Source organism: Rothia sp. P6271, from assembly GCF_048512995.1.
GTDB lineage: Bacteria > Actinomycetota > Actinomycetes > Actinomycetales > Micrococcaceae > Rothia.
Genome location: NZ_JBLXXV010000002.1, coordinates 256,265 through 276,311, shown reverse-complemented (window position 1 = coordinate 276,311; position 20,047 = coordinate 256,265). Strand labels below are relative to the sequence as shown.

Below are 20,047 nucleotides of genomic sequence, written 5' to 3'. Positions count from 1 at the left end.
TGATATATCGCGTGCTTTATTATGATTATTCTTCTAAAAGGTATAGCATTAGTTTGACAGTCCGCTCCTTTAACGTGCTCAAAATCGGTTGTATGTATCCCCAAAGTAGAGGCGACACCACCGAAAAGAGTTCAAGAGTGAGGACTTAATCTCACCCGAGAATATTTCACCATATGAAATAAACAACGGGAACACTAACTACACACATACAACGATTCTGGTAGGGAGCCCAACGTTAGTGAAGGGTCTAAATACACATCGCGTCACTGAAGCTCACGCAACAGCATCAGACACGCCCAAAGGATCGCACAAAGTGAGCCTTATGCGTAAGCTCATCGCCTATATTCACCTGACAAAGCCTCAGGTCATTGAACTTCTGCTAGTGACAACCGCTCCAACCATGATGTTTGCAGCGGGCGGTATGCCCCCATTCTGGCTCATCATCAACACCATGGTCGGTGGAGCTATGGCAGCTGGCGCCTCTGGCGCCTTCAACTGTTATATCGACCGAGATGCAGACCGTCTCATGAAAAGAACAGAACGTCGCCCACTCGTCACCGGAGAGGTCAGCGATAAAGAAGCACTCATCTTCGCATGGGCCTTAGCGATCATCTCTATCATCTACCTATGGGTATTAGTTAATCCTTTTGCCAGTATGCTAGGGCTCATCGCTATCCTCCTTTACGTTGTGTTCTACTCGCTTTACCTTAAACGTCGTACCACCCAAAACATCGTTTGGGGAGGACTGGCCGGATGTATGCCCGTATTTATTGCATGGGCTGCCGTCGAAAACACCATCAGCTGGGCAGCAGTAGTCCTTTTCACCGTCATCTTCCTCTGGACACCCCCACACTACTGGCCACTATCTATGAAATACGCCGAAGACTACCAACGAGCAGGAATCCCCATGCTCGGAGCTATCGCACCGGCTAAAAGTGTCTCTGTGCAAGTCGTCCTATATTCTTGGGCCATGGTTATCTGCTCCTTGCTCCTAGTGCCACTGGGTGGGGCAGGATGGGTTTATACTCTCACGGCTATTGCCAGCGGTGCATGGTTCCTCTACCACTGCCACCGTCTGCACGCTTTAGCTATTGCTGGAAAAGCAACAAGCAGAACCGCAATGACCGTATTTCACGGCTCCATCACCTATCTCACCGTACTCTTTATTGCCGTGGCGATTGACCCATTCGTCGGGCACGCACTGATTACCTTATAAAACACCACATAACAAAGGAGGGGTACCCCAGAACATCTGGGGCACCCCTCCTTTATGCATCCATCTATCTTTACACAATACGACGCTGTTGAGCTAATCTTCGTGACGGCTGAGAAGCCATAACAAGCTGACGTTCTGCAGCAGTAATAGCTGCCCACGTAAATAAGGCAGAGCCTAATAGGTGCATCTCTACCAGCCATACAGGAAGACCATTAAAGAACTGTATGTACCCAACAACCCCCTGATAGACGACAACAGCTAGAACCCAATACCAGCTACGGCGTAGAGCCTGAGACCACTGATATTTTCGTGCCAAATAGAGGGAACTAAGAATAACCATAAGATAGGTCCACACTGAGAAAGAATGCATACGAGTTACAACCCACGGATTAAACGCATGTCGGTGTGCGCTAGGATCACCGGCATGAGGTCCGGTGCCAGTTGTTACCGTGCCCATAAAAATAAGGAAACATACCAGCACCAAACTAGTCCAACCCAAATACTTGAGAAAAACTGCACCCTGAGGAAGGGAACTATCGAGAACTCCCTCACTTTCAATAACGCCTGAAGCAAAATATCGACGTACACGGTTGAGATAACATGCACCCAAAGCAATCATGATGGCAGAAAGCATGTAATGCACTGTAACCATCCATGGATTGAGTTTAAGCAGAACAGACAAGCCTCCCACAACAGCTTGAATAGGGATTCCCCAAAGCAACAAGAGAGAAAGATTAAAAAGGTCCGAATACTGGTGTCGTGAGTGAGATAAACCCGTAAAAAGTTTCTTCCACCATTGAGACAGCGAGGATGCTTCAGGCATAGCAATTCGAAGAATTGAGAGAAACGTCAATCCCGTAACAATAATTAAGACAAAGGTCAGCATTCTATTGCCAAACTCTACAAGACCATGAATACCCATCTCTGGTGTCGTTGTCCACGAACCAGAAGACGTACATTTAGGCCAGGTATCACATCCCAACCCCGAACCGGTCAGTCGCACGACACCACCGGAGACAATTAAAACGATATTAGCGATAACCACAGCATAGGCCATCCTCAGAACATAAAGATTTGGTGTACGCGGCAGGCACACAGAAGCAACACGTTCTTTTAGCTCATGAATACGTTCTGTTAACGAAGACAAATAAACCACCTTCAAAGGGGATTGCAGGGTGTGATGTATTTATGCGGACCAGCGGAAAAACTTTGTAGCTAAACCGATACAAAGTGCCGTCCACATAAGAAGTACAAGATGAGGAATCAGAGCAAACTCATGAGCTAAAAATTCGGCTCGTAGAGCATTACCTAGAGCGCCGGAAGGGAGAATATCCACCAACCTTCCCAAAACACTCGGTAAATGATGTGTAGGTAATAAAGTGCCACCGACCGCTGCAAGAACAGCCCACGCCATATTAACGATGGCCAACGTTGCTTCAGCACGCACCGTCCCCGCAATGAGCAACCCCAAAGACGTAAAAGACGCTGCACCTAATAATAATGTGGGAAGAGAAGCCACTACGGCACCCCACTGAGGAGACCAACCAAGCGTCAACGCCACCAACACAACAAGAATGTACTGAAGGCATAACACTCCTAAGACAGCACAGACTTTCCCAACAATAAGACCAGTTTTACCGAGAGGAGTCGTCGACAAAAAACGCAAAACACCATAACGGCGGTCAAAACCTGTAGCGATACCCTGTCCCGATAACGCAGTAGAAATAACACACAAGGCAAGAACGCCTGGAACCGCAATGTCAATGCGAGTGCTTTGTAGTTTTTGAGCAAAAGAATCTAAGAAACTTGTCCAGCTCATCACATAAAGAGCCATCATCGGAAACGCAATGTTGAGCATCAGCTGTTCACCATTTTTCAACATGGCAACAAGCTCATATCGCCCCTGTGCACGTAAGCGTGTACTCAAAGAAGCTGAACGCGGTGTCGAAATCATGATGAGGACGTTTCCTTTCCTGCGATATCAAGAAAGACATCTTCGAGGGTTCGTGAAGAAAGTTCCATACGTTGTGGAAGAATGTTACGGGCCGCTAAAGTAGCCGTCAACTCAGCTAAAACGGGGGGAGTAATCTCACCGGTTAGAGTATAAGAACCAGGATGCGCGGTACTTAACGTTAAACCTTTCGATAAGGTCGGTAGGAGTTGCATCATGCTCAACGATTCATCAGAGAGCGAAAAGTGAAGCGTTTTAACATCTGTTGCTGACTGCTCAACAAGTTCAGGAACAGTTCCTTCTAATACGTTCCGTCCGGCACCAATAATATAAACATAATCGGCGAGCCTCTGAGCATCATCCAGCAGATGAGTTGTCAAAACAATAGCAGTACCCCGCTTTTTCTGCTCGGTAATTAAATCAAAAACTACCTGACGAGAATGTGGATCAAGACCTGCCGAAGGCTCATCGAGAAAGAGAATCTCAGGTTTCCCAATAAGAGCTGCCGCAAAAGCAACCCGTTGGCGCTCGCCGCCTGAAAGCCGTCTAATGCTGGTGCCGTTAAAAGTGTCAATGCCTAGCCTCTGAATGAGTTCATCAAGAGGATACGTCTGCTGATACATTGTCGCGATGTGTTCAAGCAACGGAATAGGGCGCAAAGATTGAGGTAATCCGCCATCTTGTAACATGATGCCAACTCGCGCCCGAAGCTCTGCAGAAGCACCCCACGGGTTATGTCCTAGAAGATGAATTTCTCCGCTTTCGGGTTTTTGAAGCCCCTGCGCACATTCTAAGGTAGTAGTTTTTCCTGCGCCATTAGCACCAAGTAAAACGGTTACTTCTCCGGCAAGAGCTTCAAGGCAGATTCCATCTACTGCTCGAACTGTCCCTCGATGCGTTAGATGATGAGGGTGTTTTTTGCGGTAACTCTTTGAGGGCTTATATTCTTTGACTAACCGAGAAATTCTCAGTGAGGAGGGTTTCTCCCTACTGTCCCGTGAACTCTTGTCTCTATCTTGTGGCACCGTATCATTCTACGTGCTCACACTAGAGTTTTTAGGTAATCGATAACCGAAAACTCCTTAATGATGCCTGTAAAAACCTTGGAAATACCTGTCTATTTCCCTTTCATAAGTTTGCGACACTACTCTAAAAAATATTTTTCTTGTTGTGCACGGTAGTAAAAATTATTCTCAAAAAAGATTTTTAAAACAGCGTATAATTTACAAATTAGCTAGTCAAAGCACATTTTATTGCCTTTATTGACCCTTGTAAAAAGGTGGTAGCCTCATTGCTTGAGGGTGTCAAGCAGTGTCAAAAGTTCCCATCTACACCTAAGTGTGACGCTCCTCTAATCTGAAGATAGGTAAACCTTACTAGAGAACTACTCATAATTAGGACATACTTTAGTTGTGTATTCAGCGAATCAAACTTCCAAAAAGAAGGTACCTGGTACGCGCAATGCAGAGACAGAAGAAAAAACTCGAGACAGAGTTTTGCGTGGCGTACTTAATCACGGTCCAGTTTCTGCTGCTAGTCTCGGCGAGGAACTCAATCTCACTCCTGCAGCGGTGCGTCGTCACCTCGACGCACTCGAAGCAGAAGAACTCATTGTCGTAGCGCCTCTCAAACAATACGGAGCCGGCGCAGGACGCCCTGCCAGACGATACGTTATTGCACCCCAAGGGCACACCCAGCTTGGCAACGACTATCTCGACATCGCTCGAGAAGCACTCAAAATGTTGCAACAACAAGTTGGAGAAGACGCACTACGCGCATTCGCCTCAGCAAGAGCTTCAGAGATGGAACAAAAATACCGTCCCATCGTTGAAGCGGCAGGGGAGAACATCGCAAACCGTGCGCAAGCCCTTGCCGAAGCAATGACCCGCGACGGCTTCGTCGCAACCGCACAGGTGATGGAACCCCCACGCGGCAGGACACTGCCTCGCCACCTACTGGCAAGTATTCAACTCTGCCAAGGACACTGCCCAGTGCGAGACCTCGCAGAAGACTTCCAAATCTTCTGCGACCAAGAAACCAAAATTATTGCTGACTTACTGGGAGTAGACGTCCGCCGTCTATCCACCATGGCAGCAGGAGCACACGTGTGCACCACACACGTACCTCTAGCACGTGACATGAGTGAAAACAGCGAAATACAGGCAAAGAAATAAACATTCTTTCGACCATCACACAACTGATAGATTTCCTACAAGAAAGGCCATGATGACTGAACAAGTTGAACGTAACGTCAACAACACCGTCATTTCAGAGATTCTCGAGGCCAACCCTGAACTCGAAGGTATCGGTACCTACGAGTACGGTTGGAAAGATTCCGACGTAGCTGGTGCAACTGCTAAACGTGGCCTCGACGAAGATGTTGTACGCGACATCTCTGCAAAGAAGAACGAACCCGAATGGATGCTCAAAATGCGTCTTAAGGCACTCAAATTCTTCGAACGTAAACCCATGCCCACATGGGGTGCAGACCTATCAGAAATTGACTTCGACAACATCAAATACTTCGTGCGTTCTACCGAACGTCAAGCAGAAAGCTGGGAAGACCTCCCCGAAGATATTCGCAACACCTACGAAAAGCTCGGTATCCCCGAAGCAGAACGTGAACGCCTCGTTGCAGGTGTCGCAGCCCAGTACGAATCTGAGGTGGTCTACCACCAAATTCGTGAAGACCTCGAAAAACAAGGGGTCATCTTCGTCGACACCGACACTGCACTACGCGAACACGAAGACATCTTCCGCGAATACTTTGGCACCGTTATCCCCACCGGCGACAACAAATTTGCTGCACTGAACACCGCAGTATGGTCTGGCGGGTCTTTCGTCTATGTTCCTCCTGGAGTCCACGTCGAAATCCCTCTCCAGGCATACTTCAGAATCAATACTGAAAATATGGGACAGTTCGAACGTACCCTCATCATTGCTGATGAAGGATCTTACGTTCACTACATTGAAGGCTGCACCGCACCTATCTACAAGTCTGATTCCTTGCACTCAGCTGTTGTAGAAATCGTGGTTAAAAAGAACGCACGTGTACGCTACACAACCATTCAAAACTGGTCCAATAACGTATACAACCTCGTTACCAAACGCACCATCTGCCATGAAGGTGCCACCATGGAATGGGTCGACGGTAACATTGGCTCTAAAGTCACCCAAAAATACCCCGCCGTATACATGGTTGGTGAACACGCTAAAGGCGAGACACTGTCCATCGCATTTGCTGGTGAAGGACAACATCAAGATACTGGATCCAAGATGGTGCACATCGCCCCAAACACCTCTTCCTCTATTATCTCTAAATCCATCGCACGTAATGGCGGACGCTCCGCATACCGTGGCTTAGTGCAGGTTCGTGAAGGCGCATCACACTCCAAATCAAACGTTGTCTGTGACGCGCTGCTTGTCGACACAATCTCTCGTTCGGACACCTACCCCTACGTGGATGTACGAGAAGATGACGTCACCATGGGACACGAAGCAACCGTTTCTCGTGTTTCCGAAGAACAATTGTTCTACCTCATGCAGCGAGGACTAAGCGAAGAAGAAGCAATGGCCATGATTGTTCGCGGATTCGTAGAACCTATTGCTCGTGAGCTTCCTATGGAATACGCTCTTGAACTCAATCGCCTTATTGAACTTCAAATGGAAGGATCTGTGGGCTAACGATGACAGCTAAAGAAACCATCACCCATAACTCTCCTGCAATCCCCGGAATGGACGATGAAGGAGAAAAACTAGCGACTGAACACGCACATGACGACACCCTACGTGTTGAAACTCAAAGCGTGGACTCTTCACGTGCAGGTCGTAAAACCTCATATCGAGTAGAAGACTTCCCTGCGCTCACAGGACGTGAAGAAGACTGGCGTTTTACCCCTCTCAAACGTCTCAAAGGTTTACACACCGACGCACTGACTGGAACACCGGTATCAACATCTATCGACGCTCCAGACGCCGTACTGGTTGAGACTGTCTCACGAGAAGACTCTCGTATCGGTTCTGCCGGTATCCCCGAAGATCGTGTTGCAGCGAACGCGTGGTCACACTTTGCAGAAGCAACTGTGCTCACTATTCCTCAAGAAACTGAGCTAGACCAGCGCATCAACGTAGAAATTCACGGCGAACACAGCGAACCTACTGCACAACATCTACTTATCGAGACGAAGCCTTTCTCTCGGGCTGTTGTTGTACTACGTCATACCGGTTCTGCAGTGTTGAGCCAGAACATTGAGTTCGTCGTCGGCGATTCCTCCACCTTGACCGTTATCTCCCTTCAAGAATGGGATGACGACGCAGTTCACGCATCAGCACAATACGCTTCCCTCGGACGTGACAGCCGATTCAAACACGTGAGCATTTCACTCGGTGGAGACCTCGTTCGTGTCACCCCCTCAACGAAATTCAGTGCGCCCGGTGCCGAAACTGAGATGTACGGACTGTACTTTGTCGATGCCGGTCAGCACCTTGAATCACGACTCTTTGTCGATCACAGTGTTCCTCGCTGTAAATCCCGTGTGACCTATAAGGGTGCGCTTCAGGGACGTAACGCCCACTCCGTATGGGTTGGCGACGTCTTAATCGGTAAAGAAGCTGAAGGAACCGACACCTACGAGCTCAACCGTAACCTTCTTCTTGAAGACGGACCTCGTGCAGACTCTGTGCCAAACCTAGAAATTGAGACTGGTCTTATCGAAGGTGCCGGACACGCATCAACTACAGGTCAGCTCGATGAGCAGCACCTCTGGTACCTACAAGCTCGCGGTATCCCCGCAGACGAAGCTCGTCGCCTTGTCGTGCGTGGATTCTTGAACGAAATCATTCAGCAAGTACGTATCCCTGAGTTGGAAGAACAACTCATGCAAGCTCTTGAAGCAGAACTTGCAATCAGCAATAACTAACGGTTACGACGGTACAAAAGTTTTTAGGAGAACAATGTCTACTCTCGAAATTAAGGAACTCTACGTTTCTGTCATCCTTGACGATGAAAACTCTAAGCAGATTCTCAAAGGCGTTAACCTCACCATTAACTCCGGTGAAATCCACGCTATTATGGGCCCCAATGGTTCTGGCAAATCTACTTTGGCAGCAACTATCGCCGGACACCCTAAATACCGTGTAGATTCCGGTGAGATTCTCCTCGACGGTGAAGACGTCACAGAAATGTCTGTTGACGAGCGTGCTCGCGCAGGTCTTTTCCTTGCTATGCAGTACCCCGTCGAAATTCCCGGTGTAACAATGTCCAACTTCTTGCGTTCTGCAAAGACCGCTGTTGACGGACAAGCACCAGCTCTACGCACCTGGACAAAAGACGTCAAAGAAGCGATGAGCAAGCTCAAAATTGATGCAGACTTCATTTCTCGTAATGTCAATGAAGGTTTCTCTGGCGGCGAGAAGAAACGCCACGAGATTCTTCAGCTTGAACTGCTCAAACCAAAATTTGCTGTTCTTGACGAAACCGACTCAGGTCTTGACGTTGACGCGTTGAAGATTGTTTCTGAAGGTGTCAACCGTGCACACCAAGATAACGATATGGGTGTTATGCTCATTACTCACTACACTCGTATCCTTCGTTACATCAAGCCTGAATTCGTTCACGTTTTTGTTGACGGACACATGGTAGATCAAGGCGGACCCGAACTTGCAGACCGTCTAGAAGAAGAAGGCTACGTTTCCTACCTCGGTAAGTAACGAACGAAAGGGACCTACCCCATGGACGAGACAACCGCAGCTGGTCGTCCCTCACAAGAGGAACTTGAAGAAGTCCTCAAAAACGTGATTGACCCAGAACTTGGAGTCAACATCGTCGACCTCGGCCTACTCTACGGTATGCGTTGGAATGACGAAGGCATCCTTGTTCTTGATATGACACTCACAACAGCCGCATGCCCGCTACAAGACGTCATCGAAGAACAGGTTAAACAAAACCTGGAGCTTATCCTTGACGCTTGGCATGTGAACTGGGTATGGATGCCACCGTGGGGCCCTGAACGTATTACCGAAGACGGACGCGATATGATGCGCGCTTTAGGGTTTAATATCTAATGACTTCATGTATAGATTAGAAACCCATATGTGATTGCCTTGGTGTAAGAATGAAAAGTTATTCTTGCACCAAGGCAATCTGTTCTTTAACAGGGTGTTCTACAGCTCTATTATCAAAGAACGCGTAGAAGACGAGGTGTTCTTGATAAGTCGTACTAGACTAAATAAATACGTTTACTTTAGGTGAAAGGTTTTTCCTTGATTACTGTTTCTGACCTCGAGCTAAGAGCCGGAGCTCGTCTGCTCATGGAAGATGTAAACTTCCGTATTGATAAGGGCGATAAAATCGGCTTAGTGGGACGTAACGGCGCTGGAAAAACCACCATGACCAAAGTTCTTGCAGGGGCAACATTGCCAGCCGGCGGCGAGATAAAAGGCCAAGGAAAAATCGGGTACCTTCCTCAAGATCCAGCAATTGAGGACATGTCTCAACTGGCAAAAGATCGTATTTTCTCTGCTCGCGGGCTAGACGGAATATCACGTAAAATGCGTCAAGCCCAAGAAGAAATGGCCAGCGAAGACCCTGCCATCTGTGCTCGCGGAATGCGCCGGTATGACCGACTTGAAGCAGAGTTCATCGCCGGTGGGGGATACGCTGCCGAATCAGAAGCTGCATCAATTACCAATAACCTTGATTTACCTGAACGTATTCTCAACCAGCCACTGTCGACACTTTCTGGCGGTCAACGTCGACGTGTCGAATTAGCACGCATCCTATTCTCTGACGCAGATACAATGCTTCTTGACGAGCCAACCAACCACCTTGACGCTGACTCTGTGATGTGGCTTCGAGAATTTCTTAAAAACTTCCAAGGCGGGCTGCTCATTATCAGCCACGATGTGGAGCTGATGGAATTAGTCGTCAACAAGGTGCTATACCTTGACGCGAACCGTTGCCTAGTTGACGTCTACAACATGAGCTGGAAAAACTACCTAACACAGCGTGAACAAGACGAAGCGCGACGTAAACGTGAACGAGCTAACGCACAGAAAAAAGCTTCAACCTTGATGGAACAAGCCCAGAAAATGCGCGCCAAAGCAACTAAAGCAGTGGCTGCTCAGCAAATGATGAAACGTGCCGAACGTCTAATGCGTAGCGTAGAAGAAGAACGGGCTGTTGATAGGGTTGCCGCCATCCGTTTCCCTTCACCTGCACGATGCGGTAAAACCCCCATTACGGCAGAAAGTCTCTCAAAATCATATGGTTCTTTAGAGATTTTTACGGACGTAGATCTAGCTATTGACCGTGGCTCTCGCGTGGTGATTCTCGGACTCAACGGTGCCGGAAAAACTACCTTACTTCGTATGCTCGCTAAAGTCACTACCGCTGATACCGGTGAAGTGCATTATGGTCACGGCGCCAAAATCGGGTATTTTGCTCAGGAACATGAAATCCTTGACCCAGAACGGTCCGTAGTTGAAAACATGCGTTCTGCCGCACCAGATCTCGACGATACTAAGGTTCGCACTATCCTAGGATCCTTCTTATTCTCTGGAGACGATGTCGACAAACCCGCAGGCGTACTCTCTGGTGGCGAAAAGACTCGACTATCTCTGGCTACCTTGGTTGCTTCCTCCGCAAATGTTTTACTACTTGATGAGCCGACAAACAACCTCGACCCCGCATCTCGTGCAGAGATTCTTAAAGCTCTAAAAACATATGAGGGTGCAATTGTCATGGTCTCACACGACGAAGGTGCGGTAAAAGCTCTCAAACCAGAACGTGTACTGCTTTTACCAGACGGTGTCGAGGACCTCTGGAGCAAAGCGTATGAAGACCTCATTAGTCTGGCATAAGCATCGACTAAAACTTGATAAAACCGGTTAAAGATATGAGCGCCCATACCACATAGAACATCAGAGCCACGGCGAGAAATTGCTCTCGTCGTGACCCTGACGCCCCAAGAATAGGTAACGCCATATTGCCAGATTTTTTCCAGAAAATGGATGAAATAGGAGCTTTGACAGTTAACGGCCATAATAGGTTAACTCCACGTCGAGTCAGCGCGTCTCCCAGAATATGAACGCTTGAACCCACACCAATTACTAGAGGGAAAAACTCTATAGGCTGTGAAGAATAATAGGCGAAAGAAGCAACAGCAACAGCACCTATCCAACCACCTGGTGCACCAAAAGTTCGTAATGCTAGACCACCGGCATACGCAACCAGAATAATAGATACCCAAGGAACTCCCCACCACAGGTAGTGAGGAGAACTCAGTGCAAGAACCCAAAAGATTCCCACACCGATTAACGAATGAGTGCCTTGACGATGACCACCACTTATACGTTGTATAACTGCACATGTCCAACGAGATATAGGCGGTATGGAATGTGCAATAGTCCCGTTTTTATGGTCAATATCTGGGAGCATTCCTGCCCCTGCACACGCTAATGTCGTCACGAGTATGGTTGGACGATCACTGATAGGAACAACGCCATGATGGACTAACGCTAACCACACGGCTGCAGCGCTTAGAGAATGTGTATAACCCATCATAATTATCTCGCTCTCATCAACAGCAAAGATAAAAGATTAACATATTCTCTAGTCAGAACGCTATTATGGGGTAGAAATTATGGGTTATCATACATTTCTAATAAAGCATCCTCTTCTTCCTCATCACTGGGGCGAGCACGCTTTTTCTGAATTCTTGGGCGAACAATAGATTTCATATGGGCCGGCATATCATCTGCCATTTCCATTTTACGAAGAACAACTTCTTCATCTTCTTCGCCAATATAATTTCCGTGTTCATCGTAAAACTGGCGATAATATTGCTCTAACTCCGCAGCAACTTGGCGATCAATTTCGTCATTGCGTACTTTTTGACGAGCTAACCAAATAAAGGCAATATAACTCATCGCCGCAAAAACATACCATTGCACCGAATATGAAAGATTCGGTCCAACATCTAATTCTGGTTCTTTAAGTTTCTCCGGAGCAACGGGGGGAGCAGGGGATTCCGATACGAGGATTCCATAAGCGCCTTGAGCAATATCTAGCCCAGTACGTTTGGCTGCCTCCGCTAAATTAATAGACGGAATCTGCCCCGATGGAGAATCTTTACCAGTTGATAACTCACCACGATGAACTCTAACAACGACGGAAAGGTGACCTGCTGGAGCCGGAGGAACCTCAATATTTTCAGCTGCAGTATCAAAAAGTTCTGCAGGAATCCAACCACGATCCACCAGCACGACCGTCGAACTATCAGATACTCGAAAAGGAACTAACACCTCAAAACCGTTGAGACCTTCAAAAGGTCGGTTGCGCACAAGAAGCGTCTGGTCTGAAACATACTCTCCACGAAGACTTACCGGATGCCACTGTTCAGATATCTGAAAATCGTCAAAGATATGAGGTACTTCCTCAAAAGGATACGCAACAGCATGATAGTTATCTGTAATCAGAGAATTTTTATAATCTAAAGCTTCTTTACGGCTCATCTGCCATTGCGCAAGATAAAGGCACAACAACGAAAATAAGATACAAAAAATGAAACCAGCAATCCACTTACCAGAGAATAAAAACCTGTACACCATTGCCTCATGCTTTCAAGACCTAAAAGAAGGATTATGCTTGCTTCACCACTACGTAAGGGAACCTCACACTAGTCTACCTTGAAGCACAACTCTCGCAGTACGCTACAGCTCATCCTCTGCAGAAAAAGGCAGAACCTCTTTTAAAAAGGAACGCGAACTTAGAAAATCTTCTAAGAACTGGCGGTGCTCAGAACACGCCAACCACACTTTTCGCCGTTCAGAAGTATGAACTTTAGGATTATTCCACAGTAATTTCCACTGGGCTATTTCTTGGCAACCACGACGAGAACAATACGATAAAGGAGCCTCTACCGGCCCCTCCGGAAACTGTCCCGTATCCGATAACGCACCTAAAATATCCACTTAAACATCACGCCCTAGAGAATCCGAAGGAGGAATAACCTCACCATCAATAACCCACACCTCAGCTGAGTCATTCTCATCAGAGGTACGGTTCCTCGAATCCTGACCCATATCAGTACAAAGAGCTAAAGGCTCCTGACTAGGAACATGATAGGGCGAAAAATCACCACCAGCGCCACGATGATGCCCATTAGCAACTACTACAGCAAACCACGGCAAAAGAGCAGCACCTATAAAGAATACGACAGACACCCACCCGTGAGTAAGTACCGCACCAATAATGCATACCACGCGCAAAGCCATCTTAATGGAGTATAAACGCCACCGATAATCGACACTTTCTGAATGAGGACTAGGAGCGTGAGTAATGGAATACACCTCAGGCTCAGATGAACCGACATACCCTAATTGTTCGATATCTTCTGCTGTCCAATATTTCTTTGACACGGAACCTCCTTCCCTCAACCTCAGAGAGCATCATGCACACACCAGTCTAGAACTTTAACCGAAGAACACAACAATTTTTATGACACTTAAACTAGCAAGTGCAACTAAGAATAGAATTCTGCACAAAACCCCACAATATCTTCAAAAAAGCTTTTAGCCGCAAAAACAACTCCAGTAACCAAAGCCCAAAAAGCGTAGTATTACCCACAAGACACTACGACCAAACCACCAGAAAAGAAAAATAATGACCGAACAAACACCCAAAACTATCCTCGTCACCGGTGGAAACCGAGGTATCGGATACGCTATTGCACAAGCGTTCAAAGTCCAAGGGCACAACGTCTGTATTACCTACCGCAGTGGAGAAGCACCACAAGAATTCTTCAGCGTCAAAGCTGACGTAAAAGACACCAAATCCCTCAACGACGCCTACGAACTCATCGAAAAAACCTATGGGCCAGTAGAAATACTCATTGCTAACGCCGGTATCACACGCGACACTCTCCTCATGCGCATGACCGAAGAAGATTTTACCGACGTTATCGACACTAACCTCACCGGAGCTTTCCGCGTAGCACAACGAGCCGTCAAAGGAATGCTTAAACTTAAACGAGGACGTATTATCTTCATTTCCTCCGTCGTAGGACTCTACGGAAGTGCCGGACAAACAAACTACGCAGCCTCAAAATCTGCCCTTATCGGAATGGCACGCTCCATCACCCGAGAACTCGGCGCTCGCAACATCACTGCTAACGTCATCGCCCCAGGCTTTGTTAACACTGAAATGACTGCCGCTCTACCCGAAAAAGTTCAACAACAATATCGAGACGCTATCCCTGCCAAAAAATTTGCTGAACCAGAAGATATCGCACACGTGGCAACATGGCTTGCCAGCGAACAAGCCCACTACATCAGCGGTGCAGTAATCCCCGTAGACGGCGGATTAGGCATGGGACACTAACAACGCTTTATCGAAAGGTACTAAGACGATGACAGAACTACACCAAAAACACATTATTATTACCGGATCTTCGAGAGGAGTCGGAGCAGATACCGCAGAAATCCTTGCCAATCAAGGAGCAAGAGTCGTTGTTAACTATCGTTCTAAAGCTCCAAGGGCACAAAAAGTTGTGCGCACAATTCACGAAGCAGGTGGCGAAGCCACCGCCATTGGTGCAGACATCACGGTAGAAGCTGAAGCGCAGAAACTGATTCATGATGCAGTCGCAGCATACGGCCCTATTGACTACCTCATTCTTAACGCCTCAGGCGGCATGGAAAGTGGAATGCCAGAGGACTACGCTATGGTTCTTAACCGTGACTCGCAACTACGTCTAGCCCGTTTAGCCACAGAACATATGAACCCAGGATCACGTATCGTCTTTGTGACTAGCCACCAAGCACATTTTATTCGTGACGTTCCTACGATGGCAGAGTACCAGCCTGTAGCTGAATCTAAACGTGCAGGAGAAGATGTTCTTCTTGCAGAGGTGCCAGCACTGCAGAAACAAGGAATCTCTTTAGTTGTTGTCTCTGCTGACATGATTGAAGGAACTGTTACTGCGACGCTATTAAACCGTCTGCATCCGGGGGCGCTAGAACAACGCCGCGAAGAGGCAGGAAAACTCTATACCGTTCATGAGTTTGCTCAGGAAATTGCGCGGATGGTGACAGAAGATGTCCCCAGTGGGCATATTGAATTAGTCGGTGGCGCACAAGGTTTTATCAAATAGAGTTTTTATTGTTGAGTCTCTTTCGAACAGAGTAATTCTTATCGAAGGGGACTCTTCATTTTAAAGACCCATAAAATGTTGCACCGCATCTAAACGTAAGAAATTGAGCTGAACATCAGATGCTAACTGAAGTGAAGGCTTCGCGCAAAAAGCAATTCCTAAAGCCGCTTCCTCTAACATGAGAATGTCATTGGCTCCATCCCCAATTGCAACAACATGCGATAACGAAACATTCTCTTCTGCCGCCCACTTTTGAAGATATAAGCGTTTGGTTTCTGGTGTTACCACCTCACCTACGACTTTTCCAGTGAGCGTTTCATGAACAATCTCTAACGTATTAGCCTGAGCATTATCAAGTCCAATACGTTGGGATAAAGGACGAAGAATCTGTATAAAACCACCAGAAACAGCCGCAATCTTATGGCCTTTCGAGTGGAGAGAATCAATAAGGCGCAAAACTCCGGGGGAGAGCGTTAACTGGTGTGTGACCTGTTCAATGGCTTCAACGGAGACTCCAGCAAGGGCTTTCACCCTCTCTTTGAGCGATTCCTCAAAAACAAGGTGACCGTTCATGGCACGTTCGGTGATGTACTGTACGTGCTCTGCTTTACCAGCGTGCCGTGCCAGTTCGTCAATCACTTCTTCTCGGATGAGTGTTGAATCAACGTCTAAAACTATGAGCTTTTTTGCGGAGGTATAGAGTTCTTCTTGGACGACATGAACACTTAACGTTGCAGTATTCTTCACCTGCTGGTTAAGTTCTTTTCGTAGTTCTTGTATTGAACCCTCATAGTGTGCGCATACTTGTACCATCTGGTAACCGGGGCCGGACGCTTCTTGTGAATGGTGAATGGGGGAGAACACCTCTGATGTTTGGTTGGAATTTACCGATAAAGAAGGTGTGGCTGAAACTACCTGAGAGAGGTGGGAGTGTTGTTGCAAAAAGAACTCTGGTTCGGTGCATAAGGAAGTTATACGTACGGCAATGCTCATAAGAGTTAGTGTACTCAGCCTGATGAGATAGAGAGCGTAACTATGGCCATATAACAGAAGTATTGTTCGTTGAATGTCCAAAGAGAGTGTTGAGAACCGTTAGAGTTAAAGATATGAGCGCAGTTCTTGATTTTGTACAGGTAGATGTTGTCCGTCAGCAAAAGAATCTTTTGCACCATGTTAACTGGACGGTCAACGAAGGTGAGAAATGGATTGTCCTAGGCCCAAATGGCGCAGGAAAGTCTACTCTTCTTGCTATTGCTGGTGCACGTTTGCACCCAACGAACGGGATGGTAGATATTCTTGATGAGATTTTAGGCGCTGTAGATGTCTTTGACTTGCGTCCACGTATTGGTATTTCTTCTTCCTTGCTTGCCGCAACCATTCCTGATGATGAGAAAGTTCTTGACGTTGTCTTGACGGCAGCATACGCGGTCTCAGGGCGTTGGAACGAAGACTACGATACTTTAGATAACACACGTGCAGAAGAATTGCTACGTGACTGGGGTATCGCGGATTTAGCACAGCGTCGTTTTGGAACCTTGTCGGAAGGCGAAAAGAAGCGTACGTTGATTGCTCGAGCATTGATGACAGACCCGGAACTTCTTCTTTTGGACGAGCCCGGCGCAGGCATGGATATAGCCGGACGTGAAGATTTAGTGCAACGTCTACACCATCTAACACAAGACCCGTATGCTCCAGCGACTATTTTAGTAACTCATCATCTTGAAGAAATCCCTGTCGGCTTCACTCACGCTCTTTTACTCCGAGAGGGTGAAGTCATCGCTTCTGGTGAGATTGCTCAGACCATTACAGCAGAGAACTTGAAAAAAACTTATGGTATGGATTTTGAACTGACTATTAACGCTCAAGGGCGTTATTCTGCTTTCGCAAAAAATTCTTAACACAAAGTTTAAGCTGTTGTGCATGGTGTTTTAGGTAAGAAAGAACCTTCTTAATAATGGGTAGAAAAAAGCAGCTTTCTGAGCAAGATATTTATGAGCGAAAACAGCGGGTCTTCTCCTGCCCAAATGTTCTTCCTCTTCGTGAGATGAGCATCAGACACAAAGAATATTTTCATGCATTGACTGACGTTCATTTACGAAAACTAGCAGAACCTCAATGGGGCATTTATATTGCAGAATCATCAAAGGTGATTCGCCGATCCGTGGCTGTTGGGCATCCTATTGTAGCTATGGTCATGAGCGAAAAATGGGCTGACGATCTTTTAGATGTAGTTCTTTCGCACCCTGAGACGGTATGTTACGTTGGCAGTGAAGAAGAACTGGAAGGAATTGTCGGTTTTCACTTGCACCGTGGCGCTCTTGCTGCGGTACGTCGCCCTGAACCGTTGAGTATCAATTCTTTGGTTTCTGGTGCTCATCGTATTGCAATTTTAGAAGATATCGTGGACCACACGAATGTTGGCGCTATCTTTCGTTCAGCTGCCGCGTTATCGGTAGATGCGGTTCTGGTAACTCCCCGATGCGCTGATCCACTATACCGTCGTTCTATCCGTGTTTCGATGGGAACAGTATTTCAAGTTCCGTGGGGTCGTCTTCAATCGTGGCCTGAAGATCTTGAACTCCTTCATACGTTAGGTTTTCGTAGCGCCGCTTTTGCCCTATCTCAAGATTCGCTGTCTCTTTCGGAACTTTCTGCACGTGATGACGAGAAACTTGCACTCATATTTGGTTCTGAAGGTCACGGGTTGACGTCTAAAACTTTGGCTGCAGCTCAAGATACTGTGATGATTCCGATGGCAGCTCAGGTGGATTCTTTAAACGTTGCAGCTGCTAGCGCGGTGGCTTTCTGGGAGACACGTTATCAAAAGTGACGTATTTCTTAGAGTTGGTACGCCATCTTCTCGTAAGAAGTGATATCGTTATTAGCTGGTTGTAAAACTACTAAAACATTCGTTTTAGTGACTCATCATAGTTTCTGGCAAAATCCAGAGACACTAAAGAAAGTATAATTATGAAGGCTGAAATTCACCCAGACTACAATCCCGTTATTTTCCGCGACCTTGCATCTGGCAAGAGCTTCCTCACCAAGTCAACCATGACTTCTGCTAAGACTGAGAAATGGGAAGACGGCAACGAATACCCTGTTGTTGAGGTTGAAATTTCCTCTGAATCCCACCCCTTCTACACTGGCAAGCAGCGCATTATGGACTCCGCTGGTCGTGTTGAGCGATTCAACGCACGTTTCAAGAACTTCGGTAAATCCGCATAAGTTTAGATTGAGAAATCAGAATCACACCTCACACGGGTTTTTGTCACCTGTTGTGGGGTGTTTTTCTATATTCGGTAGCTACAATGAGAGTGAACGACTTTGTTTTTCGCATCGTCGTATCGCACCTGAAACACTCAAACCTTAGGAGAACACACATATGGCAGAACCATCACCGGAGACAGCCCCACAGAAAAAAAGCAAAAAAGGAAAAATCACATTGGGTGTATTGCTCACCCTTTTACTGATTCTCGGCATTGCCGGCTGCTCCTACGTCGCTTCCATCAGCTCAGCATGGAATAACGGTACTCAGAAGTTTAGTGAAGAACAGGTATTCCCCGGCGATGATGGTGCTGTCAACGAAGAAACCCTCAAAGAGTTTAAGAAAAACTATGAAGCTGCGCAGACTAAAGTAACAGAATCTGAAGACGGTAAACAGGAGGAGCAATCTAAGGATTCAGATACCTCAGATACTCGTGCTTCACACGATAAAGGAAAAGTCGTTAATTCACAGGGTATCAATAACGTTACCGAACAAGATTCTGATGGCGATGGTATCCCAGACTCTGTTGAAGGTGGGGCCGTAACTCCTCGCCCAGCCGCAACAGGAGCAAAAAATATTCTGCTCCTAGGTAGCGACTCTCGCGCTGGAACTCCAGAATCAATCCACGTGAGCGGACAGAGAGCTGACACCATCATGATTCTTCACGTTCCCGGTGGGGGAGCTGACCCTTACCTGATTTCCATTATGCGTGATACTTGGGTTAATATCCCCGGATATGGTGCTGCAAAAATTAACGCTGCACTCAACTATGGTGGCGTGGGGTTACAAATTGCAACACTCGAACAGCTCCTCGGCGTGCGTATCGACCACGTTGCTGAGATTGATTTCTCTGGCTTCAAGAGCCTTACTGATGCTCTCGGGGGTGTAACTGTACAGGTTCCTTTCAACTTTACTGCTGACTCTTATAGCTTTACTGCAGGGCCTAACCATATGAACGGTAACCAAGCCCTTGCTTTTGTTCGCCAGCGCTATGCTTTTAGCGATGGTGACTATCAACGTGTACGTAACCAGCGTGCATTCATGCGCGGTTTGCTCCAAACAATTACTTCTAAGGGAGCTTTCACCAGCGCAACAGAGCTTCGCTCCGTGATTGATTCTATTGCACCGTACGTCACCGTAGATAGTGGCCTAAACGCATCTACGCTCTTCTCCATGGGAGCACCTTATATCTCCTCTGGCGGTACTCGGATGCATATGCTCACTCTTCCTAATGCTGGAACGGGTTGGTCTGTTGATGGGCAGTCTATTGTGGTTCTTGATAGCAATGCGACAGCTGCACTTTCGCAAGCATTACGCTCTGATACCATGGGGTCATATACTGCAGTCTATGGTGAAGACTAAAATCTTGTGAATCTTTGATATAGACGATTTATGAGTAAGGCGGGTACGAGGAATCTCGTACCCGCCTTAGGTTTAAAAACTTTTGAGCATAGAAAAGG

The 20,047-nt window shown here is 47.1% G+C and carries 21 protein-coding genes; 13 read left to right on the top strand and 8 right to left on the bottom strand.

The window, feature by feature from the left end; all coding sequences use genetic code 11:
• The first annotated feature begins 238 nt into the window (after positions 1-238).
• Positions 239-1,216: a heme o synthase gene (locus ACN08X_RS03625; RefSeq protein ID WP_419106063.1), complete on the top strand. Its 978-nt coding sequence runs from the start codon at positions 239-241 to the stop codon at positions 1,214-1,216.
• A 70-nt stretch (positions 1,217-1,286) separates the two neighbouring features.
• Here ACN08X_RS03625 and ACN08X_RS03620 read toward each other — a convergent pair whose 3' ends face one another.
• From ACN08X_RS03620 to ACN08X_RS03610, 3 genes are read right to left on the bottom strand one after another with little or no spacing between them, the layout of a single operon-like run.
• Positions 1,287-2,363, bottom strand: coding sequence for a COX15/CtaA family protein (locus tag ACN08X_RS03620; protein WP_419107913.1), 1,077 nt, complete (start codon positions 2,361-2,363; stop codon positions 1,287-1,289).
• A 39-nt stretch (positions 2,364-2,402) separates the two neighbouring features.
• The gene (locus tag ACN08X_RS03615) at positions 2,403-3,170 is read right to left on the bottom strand and encodes an ABC transporter permease (RefSeq protein WP_419101759.1); all 768 of its coding nucleotides are present in this window, start codon (positions 3,168-3,170) and stop codon (positions 2,403-2,405) included.
• Positions 3,167-4,192 carry an ABC transporter ATP-binding protein gene (locus tag ACN08X_RS03610; protein WP_419106060.1) on the bottom strand — a complete coding sequence of 342 codons (1,026 nt, stop codon included), beginning with the start codon at positions 4,190-4,192 and terminating at the stop codon, positions 3,167-3,169. The genes ACN08X_RS03615 and ACN08X_RS03610 overlap by 4 nt, the downstream gene beginning before the upstream one ends.
• Before the next feature lie 387 nt (positions 4,193-4,579).
• Here ACN08X_RS03610 and ACN08X_RS03605 point away from each other — a divergent pair, with 387 nt between their 5' ends.
• The 6 genes from ACN08X_RS03605 to ACN08X_RS03580 all read left to right on the top strand — a co-directional run bounded on the left by ACN08X_RS03605 (position 4,580) and on the right by ACN08X_RS03580 (position 11,027).
• Positions 4,580-5,341, top strand: coding sequence for a helix-turn-helix transcriptional regulator (locus tag ACN08X_RS03605; RefSeq protein WP_419107912.1), 762 nt, complete (start codon positions 4,580-4,582; stop codon positions 5,339-5,341).
• A 52-nt stretch (positions 5,342-5,393) separates the two neighbouring features.
• On the top strand, positions 5,394-6,851 hold the full coding sequence (gene sufB, locus ACN08X_RS03600) for a Fe-S cluster assembly protein SufB (RefSeq protein WP_419101756.1): 1,458 nt from the start codon (positions 5,394-5,396) through the stop codon (positions 6,849-6,851).
• A 2-nt stretch (positions 6,852-6,853) separates the two neighbouring features.
• Positions 6,854-8,086, top strand: coding sequence for a Fe-S cluster assembly protein SufD (sufD, locus tag ACN08X_RS03595; protein WP_419107911.1), 1,233 nt, complete (start codon positions 6,854-6,856; stop codon positions 8,084-8,086).
• Positions 8,087-8,120: 34 nt separating this feature from the next.
• Positions 8,121-8,876, top strand: a complete 756-nt coding sequence (gene sufC / locus ACN08X_RS03590) for a Fe-S cluster assembly ATPase SufC (RefSeq protein WP_419107910.1) — start codon at positions 8,121-8,123, stop codon at positions 8,874-8,876.
• A 21-nt stretch (positions 8,877-8,897) separates the two neighbouring features.
• A complete protein-coding gene (locus tag ACN08X_RS03585; RefSeq protein ID WP_419101753.1) occupies positions 8,898-9,230 on the top strand; it encodes a metal-sulfur cluster assembly factor in 333 nt (110 codons plus the stop codon).
• 198 nt (positions 9,231-9,428) lie between these two features.
• Positions 9,429-11,027 carry an ABC-F family ATP-binding cassette domain-containing protein gene (locus tag ACN08X_RS03580; RefSeq protein WP_419107909.1) on the top strand — a complete coding sequence of 533 codons (1,599 nt, stop codon included), beginning with the start codon at positions 9,429-9,431 and terminating at the stop codon, positions 11,025-11,027.
• A gap of 7 nt (positions 11,028-11,034) precedes the next feature.
• Here ACN08X_RS03580 and ACN08X_RS03575 read toward each other — a convergent pair whose 3' ends face one another.
• From ACN08X_RS03575 to ACN08X_RS03560, 4 genes are all read right to left on the bottom strand, one after another.
• On the bottom strand, positions 11,035-11,730 hold the full coding sequence (locus ACN08X_RS03575) for a metal-dependent hydrolase (protein WP_419106058.1): 696 nt from the start codon (positions 11,728-11,730) through the stop codon (positions 11,035-11,037).
• 77 nt (positions 11,731-11,807) lie between these two features.
• A complete protein-coding gene (locus ACN08X_RS03570; RefSeq protein WP_419107908.1) occupies positions 11,808-12,776 on the bottom strand; it encodes an SURF1 family protein in 969 nt (322 codons plus the stop codon).
• A 102-nt stretch (positions 12,777-12,878) separates the two neighbouring features.
• Positions 12,879-13,139: an acetone carboxylase gene (locus ACN08X_RS03565; protein ID WP_419107907.1), complete on the bottom strand. Its 261-nt coding sequence runs from the start codon at positions 13,137-13,139 to the stop codon at positions 12,879-12,881.
• The gene (locus tag ACN08X_RS03560; RefSeq protein ID WP_419101748.1) at positions 13,140-13,586 is read right to left on the bottom strand and encodes a DUF3099 domain-containing protein; all 447 of its coding nucleotides are present in this window, start codon (positions 13,584-13,586) and stop codon (positions 13,140-13,142) included.
• Between the two features lie 244 nt (positions 13,587-13,830).
• On the opposite strand from ACN08X_RS03560, the gene ACN08X_RS03555 reads away from it, so the two are divergent.
• Together ACN08X_RS03555 and ACN08X_RS03550 are read left to right on the top strand one after the other, a co-directional pair.
• The gene (locus tag ACN08X_RS03555) at positions 13,831-14,547 is read left to right on the top strand and encodes a beta-ketoacyl-ACP reductase (RefSeq protein WP_419107906.1); all 717 of its coding nucleotides are present in this window, start codon (positions 13,831-13,833) and stop codon (positions 14,545-14,547) included.
• 28 nt (positions 14,548-14,575) lie between these two features.
• Positions 14,576-15,319 (top strand): SDR family oxidoreductase, encoded by a 744-nt coding sequence (locus tag ACN08X_RS03550; protein WP_419107905.1) that lies wholly within the window; start codon positions 14,576-14,578, stop codon positions 15,317-15,319.
• A gap of 60 nt (positions 15,320-15,379) precedes the next feature.
• Here ACN08X_RS03550 and serB read toward each other — a convergent pair whose 3' ends face one another.
• On the bottom strand, positions 15,380-16,312 hold the full coding sequence (gene serB / locus ACN08X_RS03545) for a phosphoserine phosphatase SerB (RefSeq protein WP_419107904.1): 933 nt from the start codon (positions 16,310-16,312) through the stop codon (positions 15,380-15,382).
• A gap of 113 nt (positions 16,313-16,425) precedes the next feature.
• On the opposite strand from serB, the gene ACN08X_RS03540 reads away from it, so the two are divergent.
• The 4 genes from ACN08X_RS03540 to ACN08X_RS03525 all read left to right on the top strand — a co-directional run bounded on the left by ACN08X_RS03540 (position 16,426) and on the right by ACN08X_RS03525 (position 19,949).
• Positions 16,426-17,217, top strand: a complete 792-nt coding sequence (locus ACN08X_RS03540) for an ABC transporter ATP-binding protein (RefSeq protein ID WP_419107903.1) — start codon at positions 16,426-16,428, stop codon at positions 17,215-17,217.
• 56 nt (positions 17,218-17,273) lie between these two features.
• Positions 17,274-18,149, top strand: a complete 876-nt coding sequence (locus ACN08X_RS03535) for a TrmH family RNA methyltransferase (protein ID WP_419107902.1) — start codon at positions 17,274-17,276, stop codon at positions 18,147-18,149.
• A 140-nt stretch (positions 18,150-18,289) separates the two neighbouring features.
• Positions 18,290-18,547 carry a type B 50S ribosomal protein L31 gene (locus ACN08X_RS03530; protein ID WP_419101742.1) on the top strand — a complete coding sequence of 86 codons (258 nt, stop codon included), beginning with the start codon at positions 18,290-18,292 and terminating at the stop codon, positions 18,545-18,547.
• Positions 18,548-18,704: 157 nt separating this feature from the next.
• Positions 18,705-19,949, top strand: a complete 1,245-nt coding sequence (locus tag ACN08X_RS03525; protein ID WP_419101741.1) for an LCP family protein — start codon at positions 18,705-18,707, stop codon at positions 19,947-19,949.
• Positions 19,950-20,047: the final 98 nt, after the last annotated feature.

What these genes read in the sequence shown, in the direction of transcription:
- ACN08X_RS03615 (WP_419101759.1), bottom strand. Translation starts at nt 3,170, where the DNA reads ATGATTTCGACACCGCGTTCAGCTTCTTTGAGTACACGCTTACGTGCA.
- sufB (WP_419101756.1), top strand. Translation starts at nt 5,394, where the DNA reads ATGACTGAACAAGTTGAACGTAACGTCAACAACACCGTCATTTCAGAG.
- sufD (WP_419107911.1), top strand. Translation starts at nt 6,854, where the DNA reads ATGACAGCTAAAGAAACCATCACCCATAACTCTCCTGCAATCCCCGGA.
- sufC (WP_419107910.1), top strand. Translation starts at nt 8,121, where the DNA reads ATGTCTACTCTCGAAATTAAGGAACTCTACGTTTCTGTCATCCTTGAC.
- ACN08X_RS03585 (WP_419101753.1), top strand. Translation starts at nt 8,898, where the DNA reads ATGGACGAGACAACCGCAGCTGGTCGTCCCTCACAAGAGGAACTTGAA.
- ACN08X_RS03575 (WP_419106058.1), bottom strand. Translation starts at nt 11,730, where the DNA reads ATGATGGGTTATACACATTCTCTAAGCGCTGCAGCCGTGTGGTTAGCG.
- ACN08X_RS03570 (WP_419107908.1), bottom strand. Translation starts at nt 12,776, where the DNA reads ATGGTGTACAGGTTTTTATTCTCTGGTAAGTGGATTGCTGGTTTCATT.
- ACN08X_RS03555 (WP_419107906.1), top strand. Translation starts at nt 13,831, where the DNA reads ATGACCGAACAAACACCCAAAACTATCCTCGTCACCGGTGGAAACCGA.
- ACN08X_RS03550 (WP_419107905.1), top strand. Translation starts at nt 14,576, where the DNA reads ATGACAGAACTACACCAAAAACACATTATTATTACCGGATCTTCGAGA.
- serB (WP_419107904.1), bottom strand. Translation starts at nt 16,312, where the DNA reads ATGAGCATTGCCGTACGTATAACTTCCTTATGCACCGAACCAGAGTTC.
- ACN08X_RS03540 (WP_419107903.1), top strand. Translation starts at nt 16,426, where the DNA reads ATGAGCGCAGTTCTTGATTTTGTACAGGTAGATGTTGTCCGTCAGCAA.
- ACN08X_RS03535 (WP_419107902.1), top strand. Translation starts at nt 17,274, where the DNA reads ATGGGTAGAAAAAAGCAGCTTTCTGAGCAAGATATTTATGAGCGAAAA.
- ACN08X_RS03530 (WP_419101742.1), top strand. Translation starts at nt 18,290, where the DNA reads ATGAAGGCTGAAATTCACCCAGACTACAATCCCGTTATTTTCCGCGAC.
- ACN08X_RS03525 (WP_419101741.1), top strand. Translation starts at nt 18,705, where the DNA reads ATGGCAGAACCATCACCGGAGACAGCCCCACAGAAAAAAAGCAAAAAA.